This window comes from Bacillus sp. ZY-1-1 (assembly GCF_003047165.1).
Taxonomy (GTDB): domain Bacteria; phylum Bacillota; class Bacilli; order Bacillales; family Bacillaceae; genus Bacillus; species Bacillus velezensis.
The window spans coordinates 2,417,306-2,432,376 of record NZ_CP027061.1 but is presented as its reverse complement, the minus strand read 5'-3'; the positions used below and the strand labels follow the sequence as shown (position 1 = coordinate 2,432,376).

Annotated in this window: 21 protein-coding genes; 18 read left to right on the top strand and 3 right to left on the bottom strand. The window is 47.3% G+C overall.

The annotated features are described in order from the left end of the window. The first annotated feature begins 20 nt into the window (after positions 1–20). From ctaD to ctaG, 4 genes are read left to right on the top strand one after another with little or no spacing between them, the layout of a single operon-like run. Positions 21–1,889 carry a cytochrome c oxidase subunit I gene (ctaD, locus tag C5I45_RS12060; RefSeq protein WP_007611227.1) on the top strand — a complete coding sequence of 623 codons (1,869 nt, stop codon included), beginning with the start codon at positions 21–23 and terminating at the stop codon, positions 1,887–1,889. Beyond that, the gene (gene ctaE / locus C5I45_RS12055; RefSeq protein WP_003154482.1) at positions 1,889–2,512 is read left to right on the top strand and encodes a cytochrome c oxidase subunit III; all 624 of its coding nucleotides are present in this window, start codon (positions 1,889–1,891) and stop codon (positions 2,510–2,512) included. Before ctaD ends, ctaE begins: the two co-directional genes overlap by 1 nt. 2 nt (positions 2,513–2,514) lie before the next feature. Then, positions 2,515–2,847 carry a cytochrome c oxidase subunit IVB gene (gene ctaF / locus C5I45_RS12050; RefSeq protein ID WP_015388278.1) on the top strand — a complete coding sequence of 111 codons (333 nt, stop codon included), beginning with the start codon at positions 2,515–2,517 and terminating at the stop codon, positions 2,845–2,847. A 24-nt stretch (positions 2,848–2,871) separates the two neighbouring features. Beyond that, entirely contained in the window at positions 2,872–3,756 is an 885-nt protein-coding gene (gene ctaG, locus C5I45_RS12045) for a cytochrome c oxidase assembly factor CtaG (RefSeq protein WP_003154480.1), read from the top strand. A gap of 33 nt (positions 3,757–3,789) precedes the next feature. Here ctaG and C5I45_RS12040 read toward each other — a convergent pair whose 3' ends face one another. Beyond that, positions 3,790–4,149, bottom strand: a complete 360-nt coding sequence (locus C5I45_RS12040) for a YugN family protein (RefSeq protein WP_003154479.1) — start codon at positions 4,147–4,149, stop codon at positions 3,790–3,792. A gap of 140 nt (positions 4,150–4,289) precedes the next feature. Between C5I45_RS12040 and C5I45_RS12035 the strand changes: the two genes are divergently transcribed. The 9 genes from C5I45_RS12035 to coaD all read left to right on the top strand — a co-directional run bounded on the left by C5I45_RS12035 (position 4,290) and on the right by coaD (position 8,880). Next, on the top strand, positions 4,290–4,733 hold the full coding sequence (locus C5I45_RS12035; RefSeq protein ID WP_003154478.1) for a CBS domain-containing protein: 444 nt from the start codon (positions 4,290–4,292) through the stop codon (positions 4,731–4,733). 84 nt (positions 4,734–4,817) lie between these two features. Further along, positions 4,818–5,858 carry a CAP domain-containing protein gene (locus tag C5I45_RS12030; RefSeq protein WP_014304958.1) on the top strand — a complete coding sequence of 347 codons (1,041 nt, stop codon included), beginning with the start codon at positions 4,818–4,820 and terminating at the stop codon, positions 5,856–5,858. A 164-nt stretch (positions 5,859–6,022) separates the two neighbouring features. Beyond that, a complete protein-coding gene (locus C5I45_RS12025; RefSeq protein WP_014304959.1) occupies positions 6,023–6,433 on the top strand; it encodes a YlbD family protein in 411 nt (136 codons plus the stop codon). Positions 6,434–6,448: 15 nt separating this feature from the next. Further along, positions 6,449–6,688: a YlbE-like family protein gene (locus C5I45_RS12020; protein WP_003154475.1), complete on the top strand. Its 240-nt coding sequence runs from the start codon at positions 6,449–6,451 to the stop codon at positions 6,686–6,688. A 70-nt stretch (positions 6,689–6,758) separates the two neighbouring features. Beyond that, positions 6,759–7,208, top strand: coding sequence for a regulatory iron-sulfur-containing complex subunit RicF (locus C5I45_RS12015; RefSeq protein WP_003154472.1), 450 nt, complete (start codon positions 6,759–6,761; stop codon positions 7,206–7,208). A gap of 58 nt (positions 7,209–7,266) precedes the next feature. Further along, positions 7,267–7,539 carry a YlbG family protein gene (locus C5I45_RS12010; protein WP_025851397.1) on the top strand — a complete coding sequence of 91 codons (273 nt, stop codon included), beginning with the start codon at positions 7,267–7,269 and terminating at the stop codon, positions 7,537–7,539. 90 nt (positions 7,540–7,629) lie between these two features. After that, positions 7,630–7,839, top strand: a complete 210-nt coding sequence (locus C5I45_RS12005) for a hypothetical protein (protein WP_015388275.1) — start codon at positions 7,630–7,632, stop codon at positions 7,837–7,839. Then, positions 7,839–8,393 (top strand): 16S rRNA (guanine(966)-N(2))-methyltransferase RsmD, encoded by a 555-nt coding sequence (gene rsmD / locus C5I45_RS12000; protein ID WP_003154468.1) that lies wholly within the window; start codon positions 7,839–7,841, stop codon positions 8,391–8,393. The genes C5I45_RS12005 and rsmD overlap by 1 nt, the downstream gene beginning before the upstream one ends. 4 nt (positions 8,394–8,397) lie before the next feature. Further along, positions 8,398–8,880 carry a pantetheine-phosphate adenylyltransferase gene (gene coaD / locus C5I45_RS11995; RefSeq protein WP_003154467.1) on the top strand — a complete coding sequence of 161 codons (483 nt, stop codon included), beginning with the start codon at positions 8,398–8,400 and terminating at the stop codon, positions 8,878–8,880. A gap of 18 nt (positions 8,881–8,898) precedes the next feature. Here coaD and ylbJ read toward each other — a convergent pair whose 3' ends face one another. Beyond that, positions 8,899–10,125 (bottom strand): sporulation integral membrane protein YlbJ, encoded by a 1,227-nt coding sequence (gene ylbJ, locus C5I45_RS11990; RefSeq protein WP_003154466.1) that lies wholly within the window; start codon positions 10,123–10,125, stop codon positions 8,899–8,901. 179 nt (positions 10,126–10,304) lie between these two features. On the opposite strand from ylbJ, the gene C5I45_RS11985 reads away from it, so the two are divergent. Together C5I45_RS11985 and C5I45_RS11980 are read left to right on the top strand one after the other, a co-directional pair. Beyond that, on the top strand, positions 10,305–11,084 hold the full coding sequence (locus C5I45_RS11985; RefSeq protein WP_015388274.1) for a patatin family protein: 780 nt from the start codon (positions 10,305–10,307) through the stop codon (positions 11,082–11,084). 5 nt (positions 11,085–11,089) lie between these two features. Then, complete coding sequence (locus C5I45_RS11980; protein WP_003154464.1) at positions 11,090–12,112, top strand: SepM family pheromone-processing serine protease; 1,023 nt, start codon at positions 11,090–11,092, stop codon at positions 12,110–12,112. An 18-nt stretch (positions 12,113–12,130) separates the two neighbouring features. Here the strand turns inward: C5I45_RS11980 and C5I45_RS11975 are convergent, their stop codons facing one another. Next, positions 12,131–13,378 carry a nucleotidyltransferase gene (locus C5I45_RS11975; protein WP_015388273.1) on the bottom strand — a complete coding sequence of 416 codons (1,248 nt, stop codon included), beginning with the start codon at positions 13,376–13,378 and terminating at the stop codon, positions 12,131–12,133. 208 nt (positions 13,379–13,586) lie between these two features. On the opposite strand from C5I45_RS11975, the gene C5I45_RS11970 reads away from it, so the two are divergent. The 3 genes from C5I45_RS11970 to gerR all read left to right on the top strand — a co-directional run bounded on the left by C5I45_RS11970 (position 13,587) and on the right by gerR (position 15,049). Next, positions 13,587–14,105, top strand: a complete 519-nt coding sequence (locus C5I45_RS11970) for a YceD family protein (RefSeq protein WP_003154459.1) — start codon at positions 13,587–13,589, stop codon at positions 14,103–14,105. Between the two features lie 21 nt (positions 14,106–14,126). Beyond that, positions 14,127–14,306 carry a 50S ribosomal protein L32 gene (gene rpmF / locus C5I45_RS11965; protein ID WP_003154457.1) on the top strand — a complete coding sequence of 60 codons (180 nt, stop codon included), beginning with the start codon at positions 14,127–14,129 and terminating at the stop codon, positions 14,304–14,306. A gap of 167 nt (positions 14,307–14,473) precedes the next feature. Next, on the top strand, positions 14,474–15,049 hold the full coding sequence (gene gerR, locus C5I45_RS11960; RefSeq protein WP_003154450.1) for a sporulation-specific transcriptional regulator GerR: 576 nt from the start codon (positions 14,474–14,476) through the stop codon (positions 15,047–15,049). Positions 15,050–15,071: the final 22 nt, after the last annotated feature.

Sequence of the window (15,071 nt, the reverse complement as noted above, 5' to 3'; positions counted from 1 at the left end):
TATCAGGGGGGAGGTCGCAAATGATGAATACGCTTACAGGACAGCAAAGAAAAAGCTCTTTGCTTTGGGATTATTTGACGACGGTTGACCATAAGAAAATCGCGATTTTATATATGATCGCCGGGGGATTTTTCTTCGTCGTCGGCGGACTTGAGGCCATGCTTATCAGGATTCAGCTCTTGAGGCCGGGGAACGATTTTATGGGTGCTCAGCAGTTTAATGAAATTATGACGATGCACGGCACGACAATGATCTTCCTGGCGGCGATGCCGCTGTTATTCGGGCTGATGAACGCGGTTGTGCCGCTGCAGATCGGGGCGCGTGACGTATCATTCCCATTTTTGAATGCGCTCGGATTTTGGCTGTTTTTCTTCGGAGGCATCTTTTTGAATCTGAGCTGGTTTTTAGGGGGCGCTCCTGATGCAGGCTGGACGTCGTACGCGTCGCTTGCGCTGAATTCGAAAGGGCACGGCATAGACTTTTTCGTGCTCGGCCTGCAAATATCAGGCTTAGGTACGCTCATTGCGGGGATCAATTTTCTCGCCACGATTATAAATATGAGGGCGCCGGGTTTAACGTATATGAGACTGCCGCTGTTTACGTGGACGACATTTGTGGCGTCGGCACTCATTTTATTCGCATTTCCTCCGCTCACCGTCGGTTTGGCGCTGATGATGCTGGATCGTTTGTTCGGAACGAATTTCTTTAATCCTGAATTGGGCGGCAATACGATTATCTGGGAGCATCTGTTTTGGATTTTCGGGCATCCGGAAGTATACATTTTAATTCTTCCCGCCTTTGGGATTTTTTCAGAAATCATTCCCGTATTTGCGAGGAAACGTCTGTTCGGTTATTCGTCTATGGTCTTTGCGATCGTGCTGATCGGCTTTCTCGGGTTCATGGTATGGGTTCACCACATGTTTACAACGGGACTCGGACCGATCGCTAATGCGATATTTGCGGTTGCGACGATGGCGATCGCGGTGCCTACCGGCATTAAAATTTTCAACTGGCTTTTGACCATCTGGGGAGGAAACGTCAAATTCACGACGCCTATGCTGTATGCCGTCGCCTTTATTCCTTCTTTCGTACTCGGAGGAGTCACGGGTGTCATGCTGGCGGCCGCAGCGGCAGATTATCAGTTCCACGATACGTATTTTGTCGTAGCGCATTTCCACTACGTCATTATCGGCGGCGTTGTGTTCGGCATCCTGGCGGGCGTGCATTTCTGGTGGCCGAAAATGTTCGGGAAGGTGCTTCATGAAACGATGGGGAAAATTTCGTTCGTCTTATTTTTTATCGGGTTTCATCTTACCTTCTTCATTCAGCATTTTCTCGGCTTGATGGGAATGCCGCGGCGCGTTTACACATATCTGCCCGGCCAGGGGCTTGATACCGGCAACCTGATCAGTTCAATCGGCGCGTTTTTCATGGCGGGCGCGGCCGCTTTACTCGTCGTCAATATTATTTATACCTCAATAAAGGGGAAATACGTCGGGAACGACCCGTGGCTGGACGGTCGTACGCTTGAATGGGCGGTCTCTTCGCCGCCGCCGGAATATAATTTTAAACAGCTTCCGTTTGTCCGGGGACTTGACCCGCTGTGGATTGAAAAGCAGGCCGGAAATGAAGGGATGGCGCCTGCAGAGCCTGTAGAGGACATTCATATGCCGAACGGCTCCATCATGCCGTTTATCATATCTTTCGGGCTGTTTGTGGCAGCGTTCGGGTTTTTATACCACTCCGATTATTCATGGGGGCTTCCGGTTATCTTCATAGGGCTCGGCATCACATTCTTTACCATGCTGCTTCGCTCTGTGGTCGATGATTACGGCTATCATATTCACAAAGAAGATCTGCCGAATGATGATAAAGGGGTGAAGGCGTAATGCAGCTGCAGGAAAAAATGACGGCTGAAACCTTTCCGGCTTCTCCTGAAAAAGCAACGCTGGAGGGGAAAAATAAGTTTTTGGGATTTTGGCTGTTTCTCGGCGGCGAAACGGTTCTGTTCGCCTCGCTATTTGCGACATTCCTTGCTTTACGGGAATCTAAAGCCGGAGGGCCGTCAACGGCTGAGATGTTTGAGCTGCCGATCGTGTTTATCGCGACGATGCTTCTTTTGACGAGCAGCTTAACGAGTGTGTATGCGATGTATCATATGAAAAATTTCTCCTTTAAAAAAATGCAGGTGTGGCTTCTGGTTACCGTATTATTGGGAGCGGGATTTTTAGGGGTTGAAATCTATGAATTTATGCATTACACTCACGAGTTCGGATTTACCATTACAAGCTCTGCGCTCGGCTCAGCGTTTTACACGCTCGTCGGCACACACGGAGCACACGTGGCGTTCGGGCTGTTGTGGATCAGCGCGCTCATGATCCGGAATGCGAAAAGAGGGCTCAGCCTTTATAATGCGCCGAAATATTATGTGGCCAGCTTATATTGGCATTTTATCGATGTCGTGTGGGTCTTTATCTTTACCGTTGTATATTTGATGGGGATGGTGGGATAACGATGGACGATAACAAAAACAGAGGGACTGTCAGTACGGATCTTGAATATCGGAGAAGGAAAAATGCCGAGGAGATGAAATATCAGGTCATCTCCTTCGGCTTGATGATCGGCCTTACGCTTGTCGCGTTTTTGACGGTGGCTGCAGACGGCATTGCCGGATGGTTTACGATGCCGTTTCTGATCCTGCTTGCGGTCATTCAGGTCATCTTTCAGCTGTTTTACTTTATGCATATGAGCCAGAAGGGGCATGAAGCGCCGTCATTATTTCTGTATTCGGGAATATTTGTCGCGTTTATCACCGTGCTTGCATTTGTCACGATTATTTGGTGGTAATCGGGGCGGCGGGGAGTGAGAGATTTGATTAATTTGGAAATGTTCGGGTTTCGCGCAATGTGGAGCCCGTATCTGTTTTGTATAACTGCCGTGATAACAGGTGTTTACTTTTACTGGTGCAGCCGGCATAAAGGACGTGTGGCCGTTAAGGAGAAGGTGCTGTTTGTGCTTTCCGCGCTATTTTTTTACGCGGCTGCGGGAAGTCCGGTTGATTTATTGGGCCATGTGATGTTCAGCGCCCATATGGCGCAGATGGCGGTTCTGTTTTTAGTCGTACCGCCGCTGTTGATCTCCGGAATTCCCGGCTGGGCATGGAAAAAACTGATCTTCCGTCCTGTCGTAAAGCCGCTGTTTTCGTTTTTTTCAATGCCGCTTATCGCTTTAGTGCTGTTTAACGGTATTTTTTCGCTGTATCACATCCCGTTTATATTTGATTTCGTCAAAACGGATTCGCTGTATCACACGCTGATGAACGGACTCATCTTTGTAACGGCGTTTTTTATGTGGTGGCCGCTTGTGCATAAGGTGGACGGTCTGCCCCGTCTCAGCGGTTTAATGAAGCTGGGGTATATTATGGCGGACGGGATTTTGTTAACGCCGGCCTGCGCGCTCATTATGTTCAGCGGGGCGCCCATGTATGCCACGTATACAGATCCGGCGGCTTGGGCCGAAGCAATGAAGCTTTGCGTTCCTTTAGATTTGCTGGAGGAGATCCCTTTATCCGGACCGGAGATGTTTAACACGCTACCTCCTTTGGAAGATCAGCAGCTTGGGGCAGTGCTGATGAAAATCATTCAAGAGGCGGTGTACGGAATATATTTGGCTGTCATCTTTTTTCAGTGGGTCAGAACGGAACGGGAAAAAGATACGCTGTCAGAGCCGCCGTATATCGAGCATACCGTCTCATAAAAAAAGTACAGCAGAATATGCTGTACTTTTTTATTACATTTGCACTGTTTTTAATGACTCTTCCAATTCAAGCAGTAAAGCTTTGCTTTCAGCGACGACATGTTCCGGAAATTCTTCAGCGCTGCCGTATTCTACGCCGTGCGGATAATAATGCTTTCCTAAAAGAGGGGCCTTCAGCTGAATCACGGCCCGTCTGCCGCCGACATCGCCCTCTTTTGCCGTTCCTTGAATCCGTAGATAAAATGTCCCCTCAGGTACTGAAAACTTTTTGTCGTAAGTCACTCTTTCATAATCCCATTGTCCAGCCAGAATGAGCCCTTTGCCTTCCATCAGATCGTTCAAGCGGCTGAGCTCCGCTGTTACCCCTTCAAGACCGCTGTTTTCAAACTTCAAACCTTCCCCCTCCTTTTAAAAATGCCCTTTCCTGACAATCATAGTATGAAAGCGTTACACTTTCAATGATTCATACGGTGAAAGTATGCAAAAACAAAAATTTGACGACAATAGTAGCAGAAAAAAGGAGGAATTCCGCAATGACAAAGATCAATAAGCTCATGACGTCAGACTTGCAATATTGTACAGTATTAGATAATGTATATGAAGCTGCGGTGAAGATGAAAGACGCGGATGTCGGCGCCATTCCGATAGTGGATGAAGACGGCGCCACACTTGTCGGGATCGTGACAGACAGAGATCTCGTATTACGGGGAATTGCTTCAAAAAAGCCGAACTCGCAAAAAATAACCGACGCAATGACAGAGCGGGTTATCAGTGCAGAAGAAGACGCCTCTGTGGAGGAGGTGCTCCATTTGATGGCTGAACATCAGCTCAGAAGAATTCCCGTCACACGGGATAAAAAACTGGTCGGCATTGTTACGCTCGGCGATCTTTCGTTGGCCGAGCAATCAAATGAGCAAGCAGGCCGGGCGCTGTCTGACATTTCTGAAGACGGAGGTCCGGAGGGGTTTATCCATTAAACATAAATCACGGACGATGCAAATAGGCTGTACTGTATAAGAGTACACAAAAACAGAACGGTTTGATGATATGGGGGTGAGAGGTTGAAAAATATTGCAAGGGCTCTCGTTATCCTTTTGCTTATTTACGGAGCGTATGTTCTGTTTATACAATATGGATCGGCTCCTCAGAAAAAGACCAATCAGGAGGAGCCTCAGGTTTCCAATGAAGAAGAGAGCGGAAAACGGCTGAAAATGCCGTCATCCGGACTGCTTTCTCTCATGGGGAAATCTGCCGCCGATGTGAAAAAGAAACTTGGGGAACCGTCCCGGAAAGATCCTTCTGCCTACGATTACGAGTGGTGGGTGTACAACCAGGGGAAAGACCAATACGTACAAGTCGGTATTCTGAATGATAAAGCCGTGACTTTATACGCTTCGGGAAGCGGCATCAACGCAAAACCGTTTAAGATCGGCGAATCGACGGGCGAAGTTTTTAAAACGACGCAGGTTTCTCCTTTTGTCAATGTGACTGACAAGGGAAACACGTATCGGTTTGAGTTTTCCGAAGAAGATATCAATACCCGTCCCACTGTCAGGATAGGCGGAATGTATGTTCAGCTGTACATGGACAAATTTGACGGGAATCTGTCAAGCATCAGGGCTTTTGATGCGGAAACGCTGGTGAAACAAAGGCCGTATGAGGTCATGTACAGAGGAAAGCTGACAGAACCCGAGCCAGTTTCTGATAAAAAATGGAGCGACATTGAACGAGCGAGTGAACAGCAGATTCTCGACATTACAAATGTCATCCGCGTGAAACACGGACTGGCAAGGCTGAAATGGGACGAAGGCGCCGCGAAAGTGGCATTCGGCCACAGCAAGGACATGAAGGATAACAAGTATTTCTCTCACGTCTCAAAGAAATACGGGACTCTGAAGGACCGCTTGGAAAAAGGCGATGTGAAATACCGGGAGGCCGGTGAAAATATTGCCTACAACTATGTGGACGGTCCTGCAGCCGTGGAGGGCTGGCTGAACAGCGAAGGCCACAGGAAGGCGCTGTTAAGCCCGGATTATACGCACCTCGGTGTCGGCGTGGACCGGAAGTATTATACGCAAAACTTCATTAAGCCTTGGCAGTAAAAAACCGCAGAGGGGCGCGTCCCCCGCGGTTTTTTTATGTTTTTTCGCGAGCGGCGCTCCTGCTGAAAAAAATATACCTGCTTTTTTTCGCAATTTAGGCGAACATTAAGGCGCATGAACCGATACATTATAGCAGGCAAAACTTTTCGGAGGGGGTGAGAATTGTGGCGAATCAGCAATCACGGCAATCAATCGATGATTTTAAACAATTCGTAAAAAAGCATCCCAAACTGATCCAAAATGTTCGCAAGGAACAAAGAAGCTGGCAGGAAGTCTATGAAAACTGGGTTCTCCTGGGCGAGGATGATTCGATGTGGGATCCTTTTAAAGACGAGGCCGTTCAGCCTTCTTCCGACGCGGAAACCAAACAGGAACCAGCTGAAAAGAACGATTTCGTTTCAAAAATGGTCACTGCCGTCAAAAAGATGGATATCAACCAAATGAATGAGCAGATCAATAAAATGAGCCAGTCCATTTCATCATTGCAAAGCCTTTTAAGCCAATTTTCGGGGAGCAGCACGAAGCAGCCCCGGCAAGGCTCCGGACAACATCCTTTTTCATTCAGAAAGGATTAAAGAAGGGGATCGTGTATGCGAAAAGAGGTTCAGGAATTCATATCCGCAGATGAGGAACGGAAACGGTTTATACGGCAGCGTCCCGTCTGGTACCGCAGACTTGCGAGAAAACCGGACGATCTCAATTCCTTTCAGCTTGACATGATGAATTTTTATGAAAAGACGATACCGCATCGGGTAAGTCAATTCTCAAACGGGATTCAAATGGCGCAGATGATGATGCAGATGGTACACGCCATGCGTTCGCAGGATTAAAAAGCGTTTAAACGCCGCATTTTCCAATTGGGTGGTTTCATGGTAAACTAGCAACTGGAGGTGCGTATTTATGTATGCAACAATTGAGTCCGTCAAGCTTCAAAGTGAAGCGGAACAGCTTGCCGGCATGATTCTGCAGTCTGAGACGGCTGAAAATTACCGCGATTGTTACAAGCGTCTCCGTGAAGATGAAGAGGCAGGGCGGATCATTCGTTCTTTTATGAGCGTTAAAGAGCAGTATGAGGATGTGCAGCGCTTTGGCAAATACCATCCTGATTATAGAGAGATTTCCCGCAAAATGAGAGAAATGAAGCGGGAGCTCGATTTAAACGATAAGGTGGCCGAATTTAAAAAAGCGGAGACTGAGCTTCAGTCGCTGCTTGACGAGATCAGCATTGAACTCGGAACGGCCGTCTCGGAGCATGTAAAAGTGCCGACGGGGAATCCTTATTTTGACGGCCTGTCATCCTGCGGCGGCGGCTGCGGTTCCGGCGGCGGCTGCGGATGCAAAGTTTCCTGACGAGACGGCCGTCTCGTCTTTTACATAAAATGAACAGAAAGTCAGGCGGGTGATCATGATGGAAAATAAGCGCCAAGGCATAATCGTATATCTGCATTCTTTAAAACACAGCAAAATGCTGAGAAAATTCGGCAACGTTCATTATGTTTCCAAGCGGCTGAAATACGTTGTGCTGTATTGCGATATGGACCTGATCGATAAAACAATGGAAAAGATTTCTTCTTATTCTTATGTGAAGAAGGTAGAGCCTTCTTATAAACCTTTTTTAAAGTTGGAATTTGAATCAAAGCTTGATAAAGCGAAAGAGTACGATTATAAAGTCGGTATATAAAAAAATCCCCGCAGATACCTGCGGGGTCCTTCTATTCCTTAACAAGTTAAGGAGAAGGAAAAGGGAGAGGAGAAACCGGAGGAAGAACTTATGGGGAAACGTAAGTCTTCTCCGCGGTTGGCAACAACATCATTCATTGATGCTGTTACACGTAGTCTTGACAGGAATGTGAATATGTATACACGTTTTTCACGTTCATTGTTTGAAAGAATGCTTTATGATAAGATAGGGATTGTTTTTATACATAACGGCTCAGCCGATGAGAAACATCAAAGTTTTCAGAAAAAGTGGTGTGAATAATGAGAGTAATTTCCGGTTCAAGAAAAGGACGAGCCTTAAAGGCGGTGCCGGGCACATCAACAAGGCCGACGACGGATAAAGTAAAAGAGTCTATTTTTAATATGATCGGCCCGTATTTTGACGGAGGAACGGGGCTGGATTTGTTTGCGGGGAGCGGCGGCCTCGGGATTGAAGCGCTGTCGCGCGGATTTGACCGCTGTATCTTTGTGGATCGTGATTTCAAAGCCATCCAAACGGTAAAAGCGAATATCAAAGCGCTCGATCTGCTGTCTTCATCGGAAGTATACCGCAATGATGCAGAGCGGGCCCTCTATGCCGCGGCGAAACGGGAAAAAGGTTTTGACGGAATTTTCTTAGATCCTCCGTATAAGGAACAAAAGCTGAAAGCGCTTATCGAAATGATTGATGAGCAGAACATGCTGAATGAAGACGGTTTTGTCGTAGCCGAGCATGATAAAGCCGTTGTGCTTCCTGAAGCCGTCGGCGCGCTTTCTGTAACAAGAAGGGAAATTTACGGGCTTACAGGAGTGACGATATACCGAAATAGGGGGTAATGATGTGGCAAGTATAGCTGTATGTCCCGGAAGTTTTGATCCCGTCACCTACGGACACCTGGACATTATCAGACGGGGGGCAAACGTGTTTGAGCATGTGTACGTATGCGTGCTCAATAATTCTTCTAAGCAGCCGCTGTTTACAGTCGAGGAACGCTGTGAGCTGTTAAGAGAAGTGACAAAAGACATTCCGAATATTACGGTCGAGACGTCACAGGGACTGTTAATCGACTATGCGAAAAAAAAGCGGGCGAAGGCGATTATCAGGGGGCTCAGAGCTGTTTCTGACTTCGAATATGAGATGCAGGGGACTTCCGTCAACCGCGTGCTTGACGAATCAATAGAAACTTTTTTTATGATGACGAACAATCAGTACTCTTTTTTAAGTTCAAGCATCGTAAAAGAAGTCGCAAAATATAACGGGCCTGTTTCAGAGTTTGTTCCTCCGGAAGTTGAACAGGCGCTGAAGCAGAAATTTAAAGGATGAGAAGCGCTGATCGGCGTCTCATCCTTTTTTTGTCCGTGCTGACAGCCTGTAACAATAAATCAATGCGTATACGGCGAGAGCTGTCAGCGTGATGGCGGGCCCGGTTTCAACAAGTGTATTCCATCCGCTGACGGCAGCAGATCCCGCGTCCTGATCGCGGAAAGGGAGGAATACGGACTGATAAGGTTCGTCCAATGCAAGGTAAAGCGGCTTCCACAGTAAGAGAATAAAGAGTGCAGCATAAATGCCCTGAAGGATACGCGCCGCGAAAAACGGTTTAAAGCGGATATCTGTTTCCGATAAAATGCCGGCTACCTGGGCCTGTACGGAAAGGCCGCTGAACCCGAGAATAAAACTCACAATCATGGCTTTCGGCAGCAAGGCGGCATCAGCTTCACTGACCAGCTTGCTCCCAAGTGTAATTTCAAACATTCCGCTGATAAGAGGGATGTCCAGATTTGCCGGAAGATGAAAAAGGGAAAGCAGCGCGTTTGTAAATACAGAAAGCACATCCATGACTTGTACGATTGATAATAACCGGCTGAAAACCGAAAACAATATAATAAAACCGCCCACCATCAGCAAGGTTTGTACAGAAGAGGTGACGGCGTCGCCCAAAATTTTTCCGAGCGGCCGCTTTTCCGAAAGCCGCGCCTTGTGGAGGGCCAGAAATGCTTCCTTCAGAGAAGGGAGAGCGATCGTCTTTTTACCGGTATACGCCGCTTCTTCTTTCCGTCCGTATGAACGCATCGTCAGGCCGACGGCGATGTTTCCGAGATAGTGAGCCGATGCCAGCAGAATGCCGAGAGACGCGTTATGAAAAAAGCCGACCGCCACGGCAGCGAATATAAATAACGGATTGGATGAATTGGTAAAAGAGACGAGGCGTTCAGCCTCTACTCTGGAGATTTGTTTATCCTGGCGCAGCCGTGCAGTCAGCTTCGCGCCGGCCGGATTGCCTGAAGCCATGCCCATAGCCAGTACAAATCCGCCGACCCCCGGCACTCTGAAAATGGGACGCATAAAGGGTTCGAGTAAAAGGCCGACAAATTTGACAATGCCGAATCCGATTAAAAGCTCAGATAGAATAAAAAACGGAAGCAATGAAGGAAAAACGACCTCCCACCACATGGAAAGACCGGTTTTGGAGGCTTCGAATGAGGCCTGAGGGTGTGAAATAACCGTCGCCGTCAAAAAAATGAAAAACAATGAAATCAAAAATGTATGAAACTTAGACAAATTCATTCTTACCTCCCCGATGCTAAAATTGCACACTGACATTTATATCATGATAAAATATAGAACAGACCTTAAAGGCGGCCGGGCAAGTACCTATTTGTCATCCTGTACTAATATACGAGCATAGGGGTTCAATTTAGACCATAGAATTCATGTATAGGATGTCTATTAGGGGGTTCGTCGCGTTGGCCAAACCTACAATCGGGTTAGCGTTAGGTTCGGGAGGGGCAAGAGGCATCGCTCATCTCGGAGTGTTATCCAGTTTACATAAGCATCAGATTCCAATTGATATGATTGCCGGCAGCAGCATGGGAGCATTAGTCGGAAGCTTTTATGCGGCCGGGCATGACGTGGCTACGATGAAAAAAGTCGCCAAAGCATTTAAGCGGCGGGTGTATGCGGATTATACGATGCCGAGGCTCGGATTTTTAAAAGGAGACCGCATCAGGCAGCTCGTTCATGCCTATACGTACGGCAAGCCGATAGAAGAACTGCGGATCCCGCTCGGCATCGTGGCCTGCGACCTTCAGACCGGCGAAAAACTCGTTTTTACGAAAGGTTCAGTATCCGAAGCCGTCCGCGCGAGCATCAGCATACCGGGCGTTTTCGTCCCGCAAAAAATGAACGGACGTATGTTAGTCGACGGCGCGGTGGTCGACAGAATACCGGTGTCTGCCGTAAAAGACATGGGTGCTGATATCGTCATCGCCTCTGACGTATCCCGGGTGAAAAAAACGGAAAAAGCGGCACATATTTTTGATGTAATCATGCAAAGTATGGATATACTGCAAAATGAATTGGTCCGTCACCAGACCATTGCCGCAGACGTCATGATCCGCCCTTCTCTTGAATCATTCAGCTCAAGTTCTTTTGCCAACATTGATCATATGATCACAGCGGGCGAAGAAGCCGCAGACCGGATGATCGGCCGGATTAAACAAGAAATAGAGAACTGGGAGGGCTAACTCATATGAAAGCAAAACATTTTCGCTGGGTGTTTATCATCCTGATCTTATTAATTGCTGTTACATTTATTAAGCTTCCGTATTACATTACACAGCCGGGAGAAGCATCAGAGCTGAGACCGCTGATTAAGGTGGACGGAGGCTATCCTGAAAAAGGAAGCCTTTCCTTGATGACTGTCAAAGTAGGCCCCGCCAATCCGTATACATATCTTTGGGCGAAAGTGCATCCTTACGATGAAATCGTCCCTGATGAAAGCATAAAAGAAGAGGGCGAATCGGACTCGGATTATATGAAGCGCCAGCTGCAAATGATGAAAAGCTCCCAAGAAAACGCGGTCATTGCCGCTTATCAAAAAGCCGGGAAACAGGTGAAATACTCATTTAACGGGATTTTCGCCAGCTCAGTCGTCTCTGACATGCCGGCAAAAGGAAAAATAGAGGTCGGTGATAAAATCATCAGCGCGGACGGGAAAACATACGAATCCGCTGAAAAGCTGATTGATTATATCAGCAGCAAAAAAGCGGGGGAAAAAGTAACGTTTCACATTGAACGGGACACGAAAGAAAAGACCGTTGACATTGTGCTGAAATCATTCCCGGACGACCCGAAAAGAGCGGGAATCGGCGTCGCGTTATATACGGATCGGAACGTGAAAGTGAAGCCGGATCTCCATTTCAGCATTGAAAATATCGGCGGGCCTTCTGCGGGTCTCATGATGTCTTTAGAAATTTACAACCAGCTGACAAAACCTGACGAAACAAAAGGCTATAATATAGCCGGAACGGGGACAATCGACGTGGACGGCAAGGTCGGACCGATCGGCGGAATCGATCAGAAAGTCGTCGCCGCAGACAAAGCGGGAAAAGATATTTTCTTTGCGCCGAATCAAAACGGAGCTGAAAATTCTGATTACAAAAATGCGGTAAAAACAGCGAAAGCAATCAAGTCCGATATGAAGATCGTCCCTGTCGACACCATGCAGGACGCACTTGACTATTTGGATCAGCTGAAAGTAAAAAGCACCTGATACAGGCAGGTGCTTTTTTTACGCATTCAAAAAACGCTGTTCGTCTTCATCATAGCGGATCGGCGCTTGTGAAAATTCCTGTTTCTCAAACAATGTGCGTTCAGGTTCTTTTATCGGCAGGCTGTAAACCCGTCCCGCCAGTATGTCCAGATCCAGAGCGGGGTGAGAGAAAGAAGAGAGCTTGCTGACGAGAGGTGCGGTAAGCTCTTTTTTCTTTGCCGACAGGTACGCCTGTCCTTTTTTCGTCATTCCGAGAAGACGGATATAAGGAGCGCTTGAAGGCTGTAAGAGCCGATGCATGTCCTCCTTTTTCGTCCGTGTCAGAATGTGCGTGTTCATCCGCTGCAGCCTCGTCCACGTGTATCGTTTTGTTTTCAATCGTTCCATCATTTCGCGATAGGATCGGGCTTGTCTGATGGTGCGCAGAATTCTGTGCTCAAGGCCTTCTTCCACTTCATAGATTCGGCTCATTTCTTCAGCGGACAGAGTGCTGAGGCTGTATTTTACATATGAAAAATAGTCTTCCGTGCTGTGCCATATCCCGTATGAATTTCTGTATGCCTCCAGCTCACGCGCAGACGCTTCCGGGAGAAAGCTCCTTGCGGCCGCCGTTCCTTTTTCTATCAGCGCTTTCCGGATGCTTGTTGCGCTGGCTATCCGGCTGTTATCTCCGGGAAGCTCGGCGTCATGATACTGGGAAGCGATTCTGGCTGTCGTATAAGGCTTCATAGCGGAACCGAAGGCGTGTATCGCTCTAACGTAGTGAAAACCGAGAATATTGTTCGGCTTGGACAAATCGAGCATGTCCCGCCCTTTGAATATGTGTGAAAAAGCTTTTGAGGCGGCGGCCGGATAGCTGAGACCCTTTTTCAGCTCCTCTTTCAGAATCAGGCTGCAGTCATCTTCCTTTCGGCTGAACGCTTCAGACGCTTCAATAAAGGGTTCGATCCGCCCGTTTTCGCTGCCGAAAAACAAGCTGCTGCATCCTAAATGATGAAGAAGCGAAACGCTGCCGCGCGCGAATAATTCCGCTTTTTGTACGGCATACATATAAGGGAGCTCAATGACGATATCCACGCCGTTTTCCAGCGCCATTTTTGTCCGGGCCCACTTTGAGACGGCGGCCGGTTCTCCGCGCTGCAAAAAAGGGCCGCTCATCACCGCCGCCGCGACGCTGCTGTCCGTTTTGATTTTTGCTTGTTCCGCATGATAGCGGTGTCCGTTATGAAAGGGATTATATTCAACAACCAGGCCGACTGCTTTCATATTTGTCCCGCCTTTCTTGCTATGTTTTGCTTCGTGTGGTACATTTGCAAATGAAGTGCATATTTTAGTCCGTTTCGTTTAGTGTATGCATAGCCTATCCGGCTGTCAACGATTGCATGACGGCGGCATTATGCTGTAAAGAAAAAATATTGACAAAAACATTCTGAAAAGCTATAATCATGTTTGTTGCTTTCCTGAGGTGATACAAATGAAATGGACGATTTATCAGCTTCATCAAATGGCGAAAAAGAGCTTTGAATTTGATGAAACAGTTGAGTTAAATGAGCTGACAAAATTGAATTCTGACATCCGCCGCATTTCTCCCGTCCGGGTGAAGGGCCGCGCGGAGATTGAATCCAAGCAAGTTTCGTTTGACTTTACGATTTCAGGCGAAATGGTTTTGCCGTGCTCAAGAACTTTAGTTGATGTGCCGTATCCATTTACAATCGCGACAAAAGAACTGTTTAGATTTCATAAGTCGGATGATATAGAAGATGAGGACGTTCATATTGCTGAAGACGATATCGTCGACTTAACTCCGATCGTAAAAGAAGAGATTCTTTTAGAAATTCCTATGCAAGTCTTTTGTGAAACTGAACAAAAAGAAGGAGCCGCTCCCCAAGTGGGGAAGGATTGGCAAGTGATTTCTGAGGAAGACAAGAAAAATCAAATCGACCCCAGACTTGCGGATCTGAAAAAGCTCTTAACACAAGATGATGAATCTTAACTCTTTAAGGAGGTGGGAATAATGGCTGTACCTTTTAGAAGAACTTCTAAAATGAAAAAAAGATTGCGCCGTACACATTTCAAACTAAATGTACCTGGTATGACAGAATGCCCGTCATGCGGAGAGATGAAATTGTCTCACCGTGTATGTAAAGCATGCGGATCATACAACGGCAAAGACATAAATGTTAAAAGCAATTAATGTATGAAGAAAAGCGCGGGAATCTCGGTTCCTGCGCTTTTTTTTTTTTTTTTTTTTTTTGCCCCTCCGGCCTGCTTCCGCCGAAAAAATTGTGAGCGCCAGTAGTCTATCTAATCTATCAGCGGCATATGTATGAGGTAAATGAGCAAATATGGAGGGAGATACGATTGACGATAACGAGACAAGACGCGTGGACGCAAGATGAAGATTTGCTGCTGGCCGAAGTGGTGCTCAGGCATATTCGGGAAGGCGGGACCCAGCTTTCCGCTTTTGAAGAAGTCGGCAGAGCGCTGACGAGAACGGCTGCCGCCTGCGGGTTCAGATGGAATTCTTATGTCAGAAAACAATATCAGTCAGGGATAGAACTGGCGAAAAAACAGCGGAAGGAATTAAGAAAGCAGATCGGGGTGCATTCCGCCAATCTGCCGGGAACCGTCAAACAGCCTCCGATCCGCAGGGCGGAAGGAGAAAAAGAGCTGTCCATTGATGATGTCATTTTGTTTCTTCAGCAATTTAAAGAGTCGCCGGCCGCAGCGGATGTTCGTCATGAAAAAGAAAAACTCACAGAACAGCTGACCGCGCTGCAAAAAGAAGTCGAGGATCTGCGTGAGGAAAATGAAAGCTTGAGAAACAAGCTGGAGATGACGGAAGAAGATTATAAAGCGTTAATTGACATTATGGACAGAGCGAGAAGGATGGTCAATTCAAAAGAAGACGACAGGAAATCGGCGCAGAGCCTGTAAAATGAACCGGCCTGAGGGCGGC